The 13,996-nt window shown below is 63.8% G+C and carries 13 protein-coding genes and 1 tRNA gene; 3 read left to right on the forward strand and 11 right to left on the reverse strand.

Annotation, left to right across the window (positions count from 1 at the left end):
- Positions 1 to 3: 3 nt before the first annotated feature.
- The 5 genes from cysW to dibA form a co-directional block, all read right to left on the reverse strand.
- Positions 4 to 876 (reverse strand): sulfate ABC transporter permease subunit CysW, encoded by an 873-nt coding sequence (cysW, locus tag ACM62G_RS10830; protein WP_054058214.1) that lies wholly within the window; start codon positions 874 to 876, stop codon positions 4 to 6.
- Positions 877 to 888: 12 nt separating this feature from the next.
- On the reverse strand, positions 889 to 1,707 hold the full coding sequence (gene cysT / locus ACM62G_RS10835; RefSeq protein ID WP_054058213.1) for a sulfate ABC transporter permease subunit CysT: 819 nt from the start codon (positions 1,705 to 1,707) through the stop codon (positions 889 to 891).
- Between the two features lie 83 nt (positions 1,708 to 1,790).
- A complete protein-coding gene (locus ACM62G_RS10840; RefSeq protein WP_419737135.1) occupies positions 1,791 to 2,801 on the reverse strand; it encodes a sulfate ABC transporter substrate-binding protein in 1,011 nt (336 codons plus the stop codon).
- A gap of 163 nt (positions 2,802 to 2,964) precedes the next feature.
- Positions 2,965 to 3,147: a sulfur starvation response protein OscA gene (oscA, locus tag ACM62G_RS10845; protein ID WP_007941032.1), complete on the reverse strand. Its 183-nt coding sequence runs from the start codon at positions 3,145 to 3,147 to the stop codon at positions 2,965 to 2,967.
- Between the two features lie 342 nt (positions 3,148 to 3,489).
- The gene (gene dibA, locus ACM62G_RS10850) at positions 3,490 to 5,424 is read right to left on the reverse strand and encodes a phosphodiesterase DibA (protein WP_054058212.1); all 1,935 of its coding nucleotides are present in this window, start codon (positions 5,422 to 5,424) and stop codon (positions 3,490 to 3,492) included.
- 167 nt (positions 5,425 to 5,591) lie between these two features.
- On the opposite strand from dibA, the gene desA reads away from it, so the two are divergent.
- A complete protein-coding gene (gene desA, locus ACM62G_RS10855; protein WP_054058211.1) occupies positions 5,592 to 6,776 on the forward strand; it encodes a delta-9 fatty acid desaturase DesA in 1,185 nt (394 codons plus the stop codon).
- A gap of 148 nt (positions 6,777 to 6,924) precedes the next feature.
- Positions 6,925 to 7,914, forward strand: coding sequence for a GGDEF domain-containing protein (locus tag ACM62G_RS10860; RefSeq protein WP_419737136.1), 990 nt, complete (start codon positions 6,925 to 6,927; stop codon positions 7,912 to 7,914).
- A 40-nt stretch (positions 7,915 to 7,954) separates the two neighbouring features.
- Here ACM62G_RS10860 and ACM62G_RS10865 read toward each other — a convergent pair whose 3' ends face one another.
- The 6 genes from ACM62G_RS10865 to ACM62G_RS10890 form a co-directional block, all read right to left on the reverse strand.
- On the reverse strand, positions 7,955 to 9,166 hold the full coding sequence (locus ACM62G_RS10865) for a response regulator (RefSeq protein WP_273825334.1): 1,212 nt from the start codon (positions 9,164 to 9,166) through the stop codon (positions 7,955 to 7,957).
- Positions 9,167 to 9,302: 136 nt separating this feature from the next.
- On the reverse strand, positions 9,303 to 10,580 hold the full coding sequence (gene gabT, locus ACM62G_RS10870) for a 4-aminobutyrate--2-oxoglutarate transaminase (protein ID WP_419737137.1): 1,278 nt from the start codon (positions 10,578 to 10,580) through the stop codon (positions 9,303 to 9,305).
- Positions 10,581 to 10,755: 175 nt separating this feature from the next.
- Positions 10,756 to 12,198, reverse strand: a complete 1,443-nt coding sequence (gene gabD / locus ACM62G_RS10875; protein WP_054058207.1) for an NADP-dependent succinate-semialdehyde dehydrogenase — start codon at positions 12,196 to 12,198, stop codon at positions 10,756 to 10,758.
- A gap of 310 nt (positions 12,199 to 12,508) precedes the next feature.
- Positions 12,509 to 12,826: a RebB family R body protein gene (locus tag ACM62G_RS10880; protein WP_273825327.1), complete on the reverse strand. Its 318-nt coding sequence runs from the start codon at positions 12,824 to 12,826 to the stop codon at positions 12,509 to 12,511.
- A 46-nt stretch (positions 12,827 to 12,872) separates the two neighbouring features.
- Positions 12,873 to 13,409, reverse strand: a complete 537-nt coding sequence (locus ACM62G_RS10885; protein WP_419737138.1) for a hypothetical protein — start codon at positions 13,407 to 13,409, stop codon at positions 12,873 to 12,875.
- Complete coding sequence (locus tag ACM62G_RS10890; RefSeq protein ID WP_054058204.1) at positions 13,406 to 13,633, reverse strand: RebB family R body protein; 228 nt, start codon at positions 13,631 to 13,633, stop codon at positions 13,406 to 13,408. The genes ACM62G_RS10885 and ACM62G_RS10890 overlap by 4 nt, the downstream gene beginning before the upstream one ends.
- Before the next feature lie 217 nt (positions 13,634 to 13,850).
- Between ACM62G_RS10890 and ACM62G_RS10895 the strand changes: the two genes are divergently transcribed.
- Positions 13,851 to 13,927: transfer RNA gene (locus ACM62G_RS10895), tRNA-Arg, on the forward strand.
- The last annotated feature ends 69 nt before the right edge of the window (positions 13,928 to 13,996 follow it).

Below are 13,996 nucleotides of genomic sequence, written 5' to 3' on the forward strand. Positions count from 1 at the left end.
GACTTATTCCTCCGCGGCGCTGGCGCGCAGGCGGTTGATACGGTTTTCGCTCCACTGCTTGAGCAGCAGGATGAAGAGCGCCAGGATCAGCAACAGGCTCGCCACGGCGAACGCGGCCACGTGGTTGTATTCGTTGTAGAGGATCTCGACGTGCAGCGGCAGGGTGTTGGTCACCCCGCGAATGTGCCCGGAAACCACCGACACCGCGCCGAACTCGCCCATCGCCCGCGCCGTGCAGAGCACCACGCCGTAGATCAGGCCCCACTTGATGTTCGGCACGGTCACATGCCAGAACATCTGCCAGCCGTTGGCGCCCAGCAGCCGGGCGGCCTCTTCTTCCTGGGTGCCCTGCTCCTGCATCAGCGGGATCAGTTCACGGGCGACGAAGGGCACGGTGACGAAGATGGTCGCCAGGACAATGCCCGGCAGGGCGAAGACGATCTGGATGTCATGGTCGGCCAGCCACGGACCGAACAGGCCCTGGGCGCCGAACATCAGCACGTAGACCAGGCCGGCGATCACCGGCGACACCGAGAACGGCAGGTCGATCAGGGTCACCAGGATGCTCTTGCCGCGGAAGCTGTACTTGCTCACGCACCAGGCGGCGCTGACGCCGAACACCAGGTTCAGCGGCACCGAGATCAGCACGGCGATTACCGTCAGCTTCAGCGCCGACAGGGCGTCGGGCTCGAAGATCGCGGTGAAGAAAGCCCCCAGGCCGTTCTTCAGGCCCTGGGACACCACGATGAACAGCGGCAACAGCAGGAACAGGGCGAAGATCAGCCAGCCGAGGCCGATCAGGATCCGCCGCGAGGTGGCACTGCCACGCCGGGCGGCATTGGCCGAAGACGCGGCGGCAATGGACGATTGGGACATGTTCGCGCCTCCTTATGGGGTTTCGATACGCCGCTGCAGCAGGTTGATCAGCAGCAACAGGACAAAGGAAACCACCAGCATCAGCACGCCGATGGAGGTCGCGCCGGTGTAGTCGTACTGGTCGAGCTTGACCATGATCAGCAGCGGCAGGATCTCGGTCTTCATCGGCATGTTGCCGGCGATGAAGATCACCGAACCGTACTCGCCGACGCCGCGGGCGAAGGCCAGGGCGAAGCCGGTCAGCCAGGCCGGCAGCAGCGCCGGCAGCAGAACATGGCGGAACACCTGCAGGGGCTTGGCGCCCAGGCAGGCGGCCGCCTCCTCGACTTCACGGGGAATGTCGGCCAGTACCGGCTGTACCGTGCGAACCACGAACGGCAGGGTCACGAAGGTCAGCGCCAGGGTGATGCCCAGCGGGGTGTAGGCGATCTTGAAGCCCAGGTCGGCGGCGAACTGCCCGACCAGCCCGGTGGGGGTGTACAGCGCGGTCAGCGCGATACCGGCGACGGCGGTGGGCAGGGCGAACGGCAGGTCGACCATCGCATCGATGATCTTGCGGCCGGGGAAGGTGTAACGCACCAGCACCCAGGCCAGCAGCGTGCCGATGACACCATTGATGACCGCCGCGTACAGCGCGGTGCCGAAACTCAGCTTCAACGCCGCGATCACCCGCGGTGCCGAGATGATGTTCCAGAACTGATCCCAGGTGAGTTGGGCGGCATGCACGAACATCGCCGCCAGCGGTATGAGCACAATCAGGCTGAGGTACACCAAGGTGTAGCCCAGCGTCAGCCCGAAGCCGGGTATGACGGGGGAGATACGACGCGACATAAAAGTCCTTGGTTTTGACGCACAAAAGCCCCGAACGGAATCCGGGGCCCTGGGCTTGGCTTATTTCAGTTTACCGACCCCGATCACTGGGCCTGGTAGATCTTGTCGAACACGCCACCGTCATTGAAGAATTTCGGTTGGGCAGTTTTCCAGCCGCCGAAGTCCTTGTCGATAGTCACCAGTTGCAGTTTGGGGAACTGCTTCTCGTACTTGGCGGCAACCTTCTCGTCACGCGGACGGTAGAAGTTCTTCGCGGCGATTTCCTGACCGGCCGGGCTGTACAGGTGCTTGAGGTACTCGGTGGCGATCTCGGTGTTGCCCTTCTTCTCGGCGTTCTTGTCGACCACCGCGACCGGTGGCTCGGCGAGGATCGACAGGGACGGCACGACGATGTCGAACTTGTCGGCGCCGCCGTCTTCCTTCAGCGCCAGGAAGGCTTCGTTTTCCCAGGCCAGCAGGACGTCGCCCTGGCCGTTGTTGACGAAGGTGATGGTCGAGCCGCGAGCCCCGGTGTCCAGCACCGGCACGTGCTTGAACAGTTCCTTCACGTATTCCTCGGCCTTGGCTTCGCTGCCACCGGATTTCAGGCCGTAGGCCCAGGCCGCGAGGAAGTTCCAGCGGGCGCCGCCGGAGGTTTTCGGGTTCGGGGTGATGACCGACACGTCTTTCTTGATCAGGTCGCCCCAGTCCTTGATGCCCTTGGGGTTGCCCTTGCGCACCAGGAACACGATGGTCGAGGTGTATGGGGTGCTGGCGTCCGGCAGGCGCTTCTGCCAGTCCTCGGGCAGGGTCTTGCCGAGCTTGGCGACTTCGTCGATGTCACCGGCCAGGGCCAGGGTCACCACGTCGGCGCGAAGACCGTCGATCACCGCACGGGCCTGTTTGCCGGAGCCACCATGGGACTGCTGGATCTTCACGTTGTCGCCGGGGTGGGCCTGCTTCCAGAAGCTGGTGAATTCGGCGTTGTAGTCCTGGTACAGCTCACGGGTCGGGTCATAGGACACATTGAGCAGTTCGTAGTCCTTGGCAACGGCGGAACCGGCAAACACGGCACTGGCGAGCGCGGCCAGGGCATAACGGCGAATCGACGACATGGTGAAGCTCCCGAAAAAATGTGAGGTATCGGCTTTTTTCTTATGGCGCATCAGGCCCGCATCCGGGCCTGAACGCTGCTGTCTTTACGTGGAGGGGGCATGAATGGATGCGCCCTCCGGTTGACCAGTCGGGCCTCTGATGGCTCAGAGGGTGTTGCGATGTTCAGCTTGGCTTGTTGCCGGGATTTTGCAGACGGAATTTTTCCTTGCGTTCGATCTGGACCACCTGGGCGTTGTGCACGGTGATCTCGACCGCGCCGAAACGCAGGTCGCGCAAGGCGCTCTGGATCTCACGCAGAATGGTTGCTTCGTCCTGGCCGTCAACGCTACGCAGAGATGCGCTCATGGTCGTGCTCCTGAAATGAGAGTTGCCGCGGCAGTGGCGGCACTGCTTTTGGGCGTTGAGGCCATCTTAGACAGGCGCATTTATTCTTAAAAATACTATTTAAGAATTTTGATATAACTAAATTTAGATAACGAAAGAGGATGGCCGTTGCATGCCGGCTCAAGGGTTGCGCGCCGTGCAGGAGCGTGGCTTTCCTGCCAATAGGCCTGCATCGGCACCGCCGATCCGGTTGAATGGCAGCCTTGCCTCGGTTCGCGGGCAAGCCCGGCGCCTACAGGGGCCTGCAGAGCTGGTGGGAGCCGGCGGGCTGGCGATGGCGCCCGAACAGGCGCCCCCCCTGCCTCAGACTGTCGCGCAGATCTGCGGGGCATGCTGCCAATCGAGCCGCGGCGCCGGCACCGGCCGGCCGAACCAGTAGCCCTGGCCCAGGTCGCAGCCCTGTTCGAGCAGAAACCGCGCCTGTTCCTGCTGCTCGATGCCCTCGGCATGTACCCGCATGCCCATGCTCTGCGCCAGGGCGATCACCACGCGAACGATCGCCGCGTCGTCCTCGTCCCACGGCAGGCCGGCGACGAAGCCCTGGTCGATCTTGAGCTTCTGCACCGGCAGGCGCTTGAGCCGCAGCAGCGAGGAATAACCGGTACCGAAGTCGTCTATCGCCAGGCTCACCCCCAGTTCACGCAGGCGGTGCAATTGCTCCAGCGCCACTTCGGGATCGTCCATCACCGCGCTTTCGGTCACTTCCAGCTCGAGCAGCGCCGGGTCCAGGCCGGTGTCGTCGAGCACCTTCGCCACCTGCTGGTACAGTTCGCGCCGGGCGAACAGGCGGCTGGAAACGTTCACCGCGATGAACGACAACGCCAGGCCCTCGCGCTGCCACTGGCACATCTGCTGGCAGGCCTGCTCCATGACCCAGGCATCGATTTCGGCGATCAGCCCGGTGCGCTCGGCGATCGGAATGAATTCGCCGGGCGAGACCAGCCCACGCTGCGGATGCTCCCAGCGCACCAGTGCCTCGACCCCGACCAGGCGGCTGCCCTGCAGCTCATGCACCGGCTGGTAGTACACCCGCAACTCGCCCTGCTCCAGCGCTCGGCGCAGCTCGCCGGCCATTTCCACCCGGTGCTGGGCATGGGCGGTCAGTTCCTCGGTGTACAGCGCGTAGCCCTCACGGCCGGCGCTCTTGGCCTTGAACAGCGCCGAATCGGCGTTGCGCAGCAATTGTTCGGCGTTCAGCGCATCGCTGGGGAACAGGCTGATGCCAATACTGGCATTGATGAACAACGAGTGGCCTTCGAGCTGGAACGGCTCCCTGAGGCCTTCGATCACCCGCTGGGCCAGGGCTGCGGCCTGGACCACCTGCGGGCAGTTTTCGGCCAGTACGGCGAATTCGTCGCCGCCCAGGCGCGCCAGGCTGATACCGGTGCCGAACAGGCCCTGCAGGCGCTCGCCCACCGCCTTGAGCAACTGGTCGCCGATGTTGTGGCCGAGGCTGTCGTTGATGATCTTGAAATGGTCCAGGTCGATCAGCAGCAGGGCGCAACCGCGCTTGTGCACCTGCGCCGAGGCCAGGGCCTGGGCGGCACGGTCGGAGAACAGCAGGCGGTTGGGCAGGCCGGTCAGCGGATCGTAGTGCGCCAGCTGGCTCAACTCGTGCTGCGAGTTCTTGATCGCGCTGATATCGGAAAACACCGCGACGTAGTGGCTGAGCTGGCCGTGATCATCGCGGATGGCCCGGATGGTCTGCCACTGTGGGTAGATTTCCCCGCTCTTGCGCCGGTTCCAGATCTCGCCGCTCCACTCGCCGCTGGCCTCCAGGGCCTGGTAGACCTTCTGGTAGAACTCCGCCGGATGGCGCCCGGACTTGAACAGGCTCGGCCGCTTGCCGAGCACCTCGGCCTCCTGATAACCGGTAATGGCGACGAACGCCCGGTTGACGTGGACGATCAACCCCTCGCGGTCGGAGACCAGCACCCCTTCGCGGGTACAGTCGAACACCGCCGCGGCCTGGCGCAGGCGCTCGCGGTCTTCGCCCGCATCCGCCGACTGCTGTTCCCGGGCGGCCTGGACAAACCGCTGGTAGCGCGCATGGATCAGGAAAATCAGCACCGCACTGACACTGACCCACAGGTAGCCGCGAACGATCTGCCACTGCACCAACTGCTCGGGCTCATCGAAAAAACTGCTCAACAGCTGCTGGCTGAGCTGGATCCAGAGGATCGACAGCAACAGGTACAACACCCCCGCCTTCAGAGCATTGCGGTATGAACTTGCCATAAGCGGTGCTAATTCCCTCTAGAAATGCCAAATTGCCCTACAAAACGGCCGGAATTATAGAGTAAGAAACATCCCGGCACTCTTATCTGAAACGGCGACTGGTTTTCTCTGGTGGCTCGGTGATAATGCGACTGCTGTTCTTTACTTTATCGAGGGCCATACAGCCTATGTGGTACAACGGTTTTCTTGACCTGTCAGCCTGGCAACTGGTGGCGGTCACCCTGTTGATGACCCACGTGACGATTGTCGGCGTCACGGTTTACCTGCACCGCTATTCGGCCCACCGCTCCCTGGAACTCAACGGCGGTCTCAAGCACTTCTTCCGTTTCTGGCTGTGGCTGACCACGGCACAGAATACCCGCGAGTGGACCGCGATCCACCGTAAACATCACGCAAAATGTGAAACCGTCGACGATCCCCACAGTCCGGTGATCCTCGGCCTCTCCACCGTGCTGCGCACCGGTGCCGAACTGTACCGGGCCGAGGCGGGCAACGCCGAGACCCTGCGCATCTACGGCAAGAACTGCCCGGACGACTGGATCGAACGCAACCTCTACAGCCGCTACAAGCTGCTGGGCGTAGCCCTGATGGGCCTCATCGACCTGCTGCTGTTCGGCGCCATCGGCATCACCATCTGGGCGATCCAGATGATCTGGATCCCGTTCTGGGCCGCCGGCGTGATCAACGGCCTGGGCCATGCCGTCGGCTATCGCAACTTCGAATGCCGCGACGCCGCCACCAACCTGGTGCCCTGGGGCATCCTGATCGGCGGCGAGGAACTGCACAACAACCACCACACCTACCCCAACTCGGCCAAGCTCTCGGTGAAAAAATGGGAGTTCGACCTGGGCTGGGCCTGGATCAAGGTCTTTTGCCTGCTGCGACTGGCCAAGGTACAGCGTGTCGCGCCGATCGCCCATCGGGTCGAGGGCAAGGGCCACCTGGACATGGACACCGCCATGGCGATCCTCAACAACCGCTTCCAGATCATGGCCCAGTACCGCAAGCTGGTGATCGGCCCGCTGGTGAAACAGGAACTGGCCAAGGTCGATCATTCGGTACGCCAGAAATTCCACCGGGCCAAGCGCCTGCTGTCGCGGGAAACCAGCCTGCTCAGCGACAAGCACCAGTTGCGCATCCAAGGCATGCTGGAGCACAGCCAAGCGCTCAAGGTAATTTACGAGAAACGCCTGGCCCTGCAACAGATCTGGGTCAAGACCAGCTCGAATGGCCACGACATGCTCGCGGCGATCAAGGACTGGGTGCACGAGGCCGAGGCCAGCGGCATCCAGTCGCTGCGCGAATTCGCCAACCAGCTGAAAACCTACTCGCTGCGCCCCAGCGCCGCCTGACACCGCTGATCGGCGCGCCTCGCTTCGAGGCGCGTCGTTCGGAACTTAGCGACCATTCCTCTATCTCAAATGCACTTCGCCAGACAGGCGGATTGTCAGTGTCGTCGTGCCTGAAAGCGGCGCGGCCCACCTTCTGAGATGTGTGCCGATGGTGATAAAAAAACCGCAACCGTCCTTGCTCCAACAGTGGCCGGAGGCCGCTGAAACCCTGCTTGCGCTGGTCCATGCGCAAGGCGAGGTCGCGCGCCTGAGCGAGCGCGAACAGTTGTTCAGCTCCCTGCTGGTCAGCGTCAACGCGGTGCTCTGGGCCTTCGACTGGGAGGCGCGGCAAATGCTCTATGTCAGCCCGGCCTACGAGCGCATCTTCGGCCGTTCGGCCGGGCTGTTGCTGGCCGACTACGACGAATGGCGCAACAGCATCTACCCTGACGACCTCGACCACGCCGAGCGCAGCCTGGCCGAGGTGCTGGAGAAAGGCGCGGTGGAAGACCGCGAATACCGCATCATCCGCGCCGACGGCGAAATCCGCTGGCTCAGCGACAAGTGCTTCATCAGCCGTCACGCCGAACCGGGCCAGCGGGTGATCGTGGTCGGGATCGCCGAGGACATCACCGAGAAGAAGGTCCTGGAAGACGAATTGCAGCGCCTGGCCACCACCGACGTGCTGACCGGCAGCAGCAACCGCCGACACTTCTTCGAATGTGCCCATCGCGAGTTCGAGCAAGCCCGGCTGCAGGGTTCGCCGCTGGCGTTCCTGCTGCTGGATATCGATGATTTCAAGCTGATCAACGACACCTACGGCCACCCGGCGGGCGACCAGGTGTTGCAGCGAATCGCCGAGACCGGCCGTGCGGCGTTGCGCAGCGGCGACCTGTTCGGGCGGATCGGCGGCGAGGAGTTCGCCGCCCTGCTGCCCGGCTGCGCCCCGGACATGGCCATGGCGATCGCCGAGCGCCTGCAGCGGGAGATTCAGCGCCTGGCGTTCAACCACGACGGGGAAAACTTCGGCACCACCGTCAGCCAGGGGCTGACCAACCTGACCGCAGAGGATCAATTGCTCGACAGCCTGTTCGCCCGGGCCGACGGGGCGATGTACCGGGCCAAGCGTCAGGGCAAGAACCAGATCGTGCTGGCCTAGACCCGGCGCCCACAGGTTCGGAGGGCTGCACGAGGGCCGGTCAGTTCTTGCGCAGTCGCGTCAGGTCCGCCAGGCCGATCTTGAGCAGCCTGGCGGCACGGCTCCTGGCCACGTCCTCGATACTCTGGCTGGGCGTCAGGTGCGCCAGCTGGGCCGCCAGGTTCATCGACAGCGCCTCGCGGGAATACACCCCGCCACCGAGCTGGTAGACCGCCGCAATCAGCTCGCGCAGCTCCAGCGGCAGGCGCCAGCGGGTGCGCAGCGCCGAACCGTAGCTGGCGCCCAGCGCGAACAGCGACTCGCCGATCTGCTCGTCATCCAGCTCGCCGCCCGCCTGCCGCCATTCCTGCAGGCAACGCAACAGGGCCAGGTCGCCCAGGCGATGCAGCAGCCCGGCGCAATAACAGCGTTCCTGGTCCAGATCGAACATCCGCGCCAGGGTCCGGCCGTACTCGGCGGTATGCAGCGACAATTGCCAGTAGCGCTCGGCGTAATCGGCCAGCGCGGCATCGCTGAGCTTGGCGCTGCGCTTGAGGCTCAGGCCGAGGATCAGGTTCATGCTTTGCGCCGAACCGAGGCGCTGCAGGGCCTGGGCCAGGGTCTGCACGGCGCTGCCGTGATGCTGCGCCGCGCTGTTGGCGGCGGCGATCAGCACCGCAGTGATCTGCGGGTCGGTGCCGATTTCCTGCTCCAGCTGCTTCAGGTCGAGGCCGTGGGGGTTGAGGCTGCGTTTCACCGCGACCTGCACGTCGGCCATCAGCGGTGCGCCGTCCGATTGCTCGCGGCGGCGTTCGAGGAAGGTCCTCAGGTCCATGCCCGGCGCCAGGGCCGGCACTTCGCAGAAGACGCTCTGCCCGGCATCGAGCAGCAGATCCTGCAGGCGCTGGGTCAGGCCATCGACATTCAGCGGCTTGGTCAGGTAGGCGGTGGGTTGCAGCGGCAGGGCCTCGCGGACGCTGGCAACGTCGCTGCGCGAACTGATCAGAATGAACGGCAACAGGGGAGAACGTTTTTTCTGGCGCATGCTGTACAGCAGGCTCAGGCCATCGACCCCCGGCAACTCGCGGTCGGCAATCACCAGGTCGAAGGCTTGCTCGGTGAGTTGCTGCAGGGCGTCCTGGCCGTTGGCGCAAAGGGCCAGTTGTGCGTCGCAGCGCACGGTCAGCAATACCTGTTTCAACAGATCCCGCGCCCAAGGGTCCGCCTCGGCAATCAACACACGGGGTACAGCGGGTAAATCCAAGGCACTCATCTTGCACTCTCCGAGGGCAGTCCTGACACATTAGTCAAAACTTACCGGCAGGTACAACCGCCAGCCCCCGCAACCGGCCGTCGTGACACAAAAAAACCCGCCGAAGCGGGTCTTTTTGTCCAGCCCATCACCCGGCTCAGAGTTCAGCGAAGCACTCTTCGATGATCGCCAGGCCCTTGTCCAGTTGCTCGTCCGGCGAGGTCAGCGGAACCAGCACGCGCAGGACGTTGCCGTAGGTGCCGCAGGACAGCAGGATCAGGCCCTTGTCACGGGCCTTGGCGACGATCTGCGCCACGGCTGCCGCGTTCGGCTTGTGGGTGTCGCCGTCGTCGAACAGCTCGACCGCGATCATCGCGCCCAGGGCACGCACATCACCGATCACCGGGTACTTGGCCTGGATTTTCTTCAGACCGGCCACCAGGCGCTCGCCGACCGACTTGCTGCGGTCCAGCAGCTGCTCCTCCTCGAACACTTCCATCACGGCCAGGGCAGCGGCGCAGGCGATCGGGCTACCGGCGTAGGTGCCGCCCAGGCCGCCTGGAGCGATGGCGTCCATGTACTCGGCCTTGCCGCACACGCCGGCCAACGGGAAGCCGCCGGCGATGGACTTGGCGAAGGTGGTCAGGTCAGGCGCGACGCCCATCTGCTCCATGGCGAAGAAGGTACCGGTACGACCGGCGCCGGTCTGCACTTCGTCGGCGATCAGCAGGATGCCGTGCTGGTCGCACAGGGCACGCAGGCGCTTCATGAACTCTTTGGGCGCAACGTAGAAACCGCCTTCGCCCTGTACCGGCTCGATGATGATCGCGGCGATGTCACGTGGCTCGGCGTCGTTCTTGAAGATGCGCTCGATGCTGGCGATGGAATCGTCAATGCTCACGCCGTGCAGTTCGTTCGGGTACAGCGCGCGGAAGATGCCGCCTGGCATCAGGCCCATGCCGGCCGAGTAGGGCACGACCTTGCCGGTCAGGCCCAGGGTCATCATGGTACGGCCGTGGTAGGCGCCGGTGAAGGCGATCACGCCAGCGCGGCCAGTGGCGGCACGGGCGATCTTCACGGCGTTCTCGACGGCTTCGGAACCGGTGGTGACCAGCAGGGTTTTCTTGGCGAAGTCGCCTGGAACGCGGGCGTTCACTTTCTCGCACAGTTCCACGTATGGCTCGTAGGCCAGGACCTGGAAGCAGGTGTGGGTCAGCTTGTTCAGTTGCTCGGTCACCGCGGCGATGATTTTCGGGTGCACGTGACCGGTGTTCAGTACGGCGATACCGCCAGCGAAGTCGATGAACTCGCGGCCTTCGACGTCAGTCACCGTGGCGTTCTTCGCCGAGTCGGCGAAGATCGGGTGGATCTGGCCGACGCCGCGTGGAACGGCGGCCTGGCGGCGTTGCATCAGGGATTCGTTGGTCTTGCTCATATTGTCCTCATTCACCGCTCATCGGGCGGCGTGGTTCAAGGATGACGCGGCAGGGAGAGCACTGCACCAGCATACGATGATCGACTGGCACAGGGTTCCGGCCACATTGAAGTGACGTTTGAAACGCGACAGGAGCAGCGCTCTCGTGCCCCTGTCGCCGAAGCATCCGACCGGGTTAGACGCCCAGGCAGAGGTATTTGATTTCCAGGTAGTCTTCGATGCCGTACTTGGAACCTTCGCGGCCCAGGCCAGAGGCCTTGATACCGCCGAACGGCGCGACTTCGTTGGAGATCAGCCCGGTGTTGACGCCGACCATGCCGTACTCCAGGGCCTCGGCCACGCGGAACACACGGCCCAGGTCACGAGCGTAGAAGTAGGAAGCCAGGCCGAACTCGGTGTCGTTGGACATCGCGATGACGTCGGCCTCGTCCTTGAAGCGGAACAGCGGTGCCAGCGGACCGAAGGTTTCTTCCTTGGCCACGGCGGCGTTGTTCGGCACGTTGACCAGCACGGTCGGCTCGAAGAAGTTGCCTTCCATCGCGTTGCCGCCGGTCAGCACGGTAGCACCTTTGCTCAAGGCGTCGGCGATGTGCTCCTTGACCTTGGCCACGGCCTTCTCGTCGATCAGCGGACCGGTGGTGGTGCCTTCTTCCAGGCCGTTGCCGATCTTCAGCTTGGCCACCGCCGCCTTCAGTTTCTCGGCGAAGGCATCGTAGACACCTTCCTGCACGTACAGGCGGTTGGCGCAGACGCAGGTCTGGCCGTTGTTGCGGTACTTGGAGATGATCGCGCCCTCGACCGCCTTGTCCAGGTCGGCGTCGTCGAACACGATGAAGGGGGCGTTGCCGCCCAGCTCCAGGGACACCTTCTTGATGTCCTGGGCACATTCGGCCATCAGTTGGCGACCGATTTCGGTCGAACCGGTGAAGGACAGCTTGCGCACGATCGGGTTGCCGGTCAGTTCGCCGCCGACTTCGCCGGCGCTGCCGGTGACCACGCTGAACACGCCTTGCGGAATGCCGGCGCGCTGGGCCAGCTCAGCCAGGGCCAGGGCCGAGAACGGGGTCTGCGATGCGGGCTTGAGCACCATGGTGCAACCGGCGGCCAGGGCCGGGCCGGCCTTGCGGGTGATCATCGCGGCCGGGAAGTTCCACGGGGTGATCGCGGCGGTGACGCCGATCGGCTGCTTGATCACGATCAGGCGCTTGTCCGGCTGGTGGCCGGGGATCACGTCGCCATAGACGCGCTTGGCTTCTTCGGCGAACCACTCGATGAAGGAGGCGGCGTAGGCGATTTCGCCCTTGGCTTCGGCCAGCGGCTTGCCCTGTTCGAGGGTCATCAGGCGGGCCAGGTCGTCCTGGTTCTCGATCATCAGTTCGAACCAGCGGCGCAGCTTGTTGGAACGCTCCTTGGCGGTCAGGGCACGCCAGGCCGGCAGGGCCTTGTCGGCAGCCTCGATGGCACGGCGGGTTTCGGCGGCGCCCATCTTCGGCACGGTACCCAGGATTTCGCCCGTGGCCGGGTTGTTGACCTTGATCGTCTGACCATTGTCCGCGTCGGCCCATGCCCCGTTGATGAAGGCTTGCTGGCGGAACAACTGGGTATCTTTGAGCTGCATGTAGGCTTTCCTTAACAGCACCGCGCACGCGCGGAGCGAATTATTGATTGTAGAAAGGCGCCTTGGGGGCTGCCGTCAGGAAATTCATTCACCGGGCCGAAGCACATAAATAGCGCACATGCGATCGATGTGCGGTTCAGCACCCAGACAGGAGCGTTTGAAATCTCAAACGAATCCTAGGAGCAATGGGGTCAAAGGACAATAGTCTGTTCGAAAAAAAGAACGAGAATAGACCACCGGCGGGGATTTTTCTGATCAACGTCACCTCGGGCCCGGCGCTGCGCCTGGCAGCACGGGGCCCGCCAGACAATCACTTGGACTGGAAGGACTTCAGCACGGTCAGCAGGCTGGTGAGGTTGTCGGAAACCCCGGCCTGCGCGATTTTCTCGGTGGCACCGGCGGCCGCGGTCGTGTCCAGGCTGTAGATCTGCATCACACCCTGGGTGGCGGCCGCCTGGGCCAGGGTGTTCTGCTGTTGCTGGGTACTCACCGCATTCTCGAACAGGATGCCGGTGGAATGGGCCATGGACTGGTAGAGGCTGCCCAGGGCCATGGCGGGTGCTTCGGCCACGGTCTGGACGTTCGACTGGGTGACGGCATCCGTGATCTGCGGGTTCACTTCGGTCATGATCTGACTCCTTGTGCTGGACGATAGGGCCTGTTGCGAATGTCGTTCACTCGGAAGACGTGCGTTCGGAAAGATGCGCGCTGAAGCGGGCAATGCTCTGATCGATGCGCTCGATCGCCCCGGTCACCGCCTCGGCGTCCAGTACCCCGGTGGCCGCGGCCACTGCGGCGGCGCCACTGACCAACAGGTGAGTGTTGAGCGCGCCCAGGGCGCTTTCGTTGGCCGCATCGAGATCATCCTTGAGAATGCTCTCGGTCATCTGCCTTAGCAATACCCCCTGGGAAGCCAGGGCCAGCTTGGTGACCCCGTCGAAGTAGCTGGCCGCCGACTGCGCGACCAGGCCGCTGGCCTGGCGGGTCAGCAACTCCGGACCCAGTGCCGACAGCGCCGGCACCTGGGCCATCAACTGGGCATTGATCAGGTTCACCGCCTCGACGATCTGCCGGTTCAGGGCCTCGTTGCCGATGCCGGCGGCGGCCTGCTTGAGCAACTGTTCGTTGAGTTCTCCCAACAGCGCCGATGCCGTTGCCGCCGGATCCTGCGCCGAGTGTTGCTGGTCGCCAGCCTGGGCCTCGCTGCTCATGAGCGCCCTCCTACCGCGAGAATCTGCTGCACGGCGGACGCCACCGTGGCATTGCCGATGATGTTCAGCGCCTGCTGCTGGCTGACCGCGTTCTGCAGGGCCAGGCTGACCGCGTGGCTGCTGACCTGGCAGAGCGAAGCGATCGCGGTGGCGGGCGCGCTGCCGACGACCTGGACGTTCGACTGGGTGACCGCGTCGGTGATTTGCGGGTTGACGGTGGACATGCCTCTCTCCTGGAAGTGACGACAACGAGGAAAACGCTCGGCGAACCCGTAGCAGGAGAACGATAGATCAGTTGCGCCAAAGCGCCAGAAAGCGCCCTGCCGGGGAATCCGTGCCACTGGCGTGCAGGAAAATGAGCCGCCGAGACAGGATAAGGTCGACGGCTGAAAACCACCGTGGACGCCCAAGGCCGAGATAGGTATGATGGCGCCCGCACAAGCACTCGTAGCTCAGCTGGATAGAGTACTGCCCTCCGAAGGCAGGGGTCGTGGGTTCGAATCCCGCCGAGTGCGCCATCTTCCGAAAATGCCCTGGATCGTCGATCCGGGGCATTTTTGTTTTCGGGTACCGTCAGCGATCAGCCG

Origin of the sequence: Pseudomonas sp. COR18 (assembly GCF_048568395.1) — a bacterium.
GTDB lineage: Bacteria > Pseudomonadota > Gammaproteobacteria > Pseudomonadales > Pseudomonadaceae > Aquipseudomonas > Aquipseudomonas fuscovaginae_B.

What these genes read in the sequence shown, in the direction of transcription:
- cysW (WP_054058214.1), bottom strand. Translation starts at nt 876, where the DNA reads ATGTCCCAATCGTCCATTGCCGCCGCGTCTTCGGCCAATGCCGCCCGG.
- cysT (WP_054058213.1), bottom strand. Translation starts at nt 1,707, where the DNA reads ATGTCGCGTCGTATCTCCCCCGTCATACCCGGCTTCGGGCTGACGCTG.
- ACM62G_RS10840 (WP_419737135.1), bottom strand. Translation starts at nt 2,801, where the DNA reads ATGTCGTCGATTCGCCGTTATGCCCTGGCCGCGCTCGCCAGTGCCGTG.
- oscA (WP_007941032.1), bottom strand. Translation starts at nt 3,147, where the DNA reads ATGAGCGCATCTCTGCGTAGCGTTGACGGCCAGGACGAAGCAACCATT.
- dibA (WP_054058212.1), bottom strand. Translation starts at nt 5,424, where the DNA reads ATGGCAAGTTCATACCGCAATGCTCTGAAGGCGGGGGTGTTGTACCTG.
- desA (WP_054058211.1), top strand. Translation starts at nt 5,592, where the DNA reads ATGTGGTACAACGGTTTTCTTGACCTGTCAGCCTGGCAACTGGTGGCG.
- ACM62G_RS10860 (WP_419737136.1), top strand. Translation starts at nt 6,925, where the DNA reads ATGGTGATAAAAAAACCGCAACCGTCCTTGCTCCAACAGTGGCCGGAG.
- ACM62G_RS10865 (WP_273825334.1), bottom strand. Translation starts at nt 9,166, where the DNA reads ATGAGTGCCTTGGATTTACCCGCTGTACCCCGTGTGTTGATTGCCGAG.
- gabT (WP_419737137.1), bottom strand. Translation starts at nt 10,580, where the DNA reads ATGAGCAAGACCAACGAATCCCTGATGCAACGCCGCCAGGCCGCCGTT.
- gabD (WP_054058207.1), bottom strand. Translation starts at nt 12,198, where the DNA reads ATGCAGCTCAAAGATACCCAGTTGTTCCGCCAGCAAGCCTTCATCAAC.
- ACM62G_RS10880 (WP_273825327.1), bottom strand. Translation starts at nt 12,826, where the DNA reads ATGACCGAAGTGAACCCGCAGATCACGGATGCCGTCACCCAGTCGAAC.
- ACM62G_RS10885 (WP_419737138.1), bottom strand. Translation starts at nt 13,409, where the DNA reads ATGAGCAGCGAGGCCCAGGCTGGCGACCAGCAACACTCGGCGCAGGAT.
- ACM62G_RS10890 (WP_054058204.1), bottom strand. Translation starts at nt 13,633, where the DNA reads ATGTCCACCGTCAACCCGCAAATCACCGACGCGGTCACCCAGTCGAAC.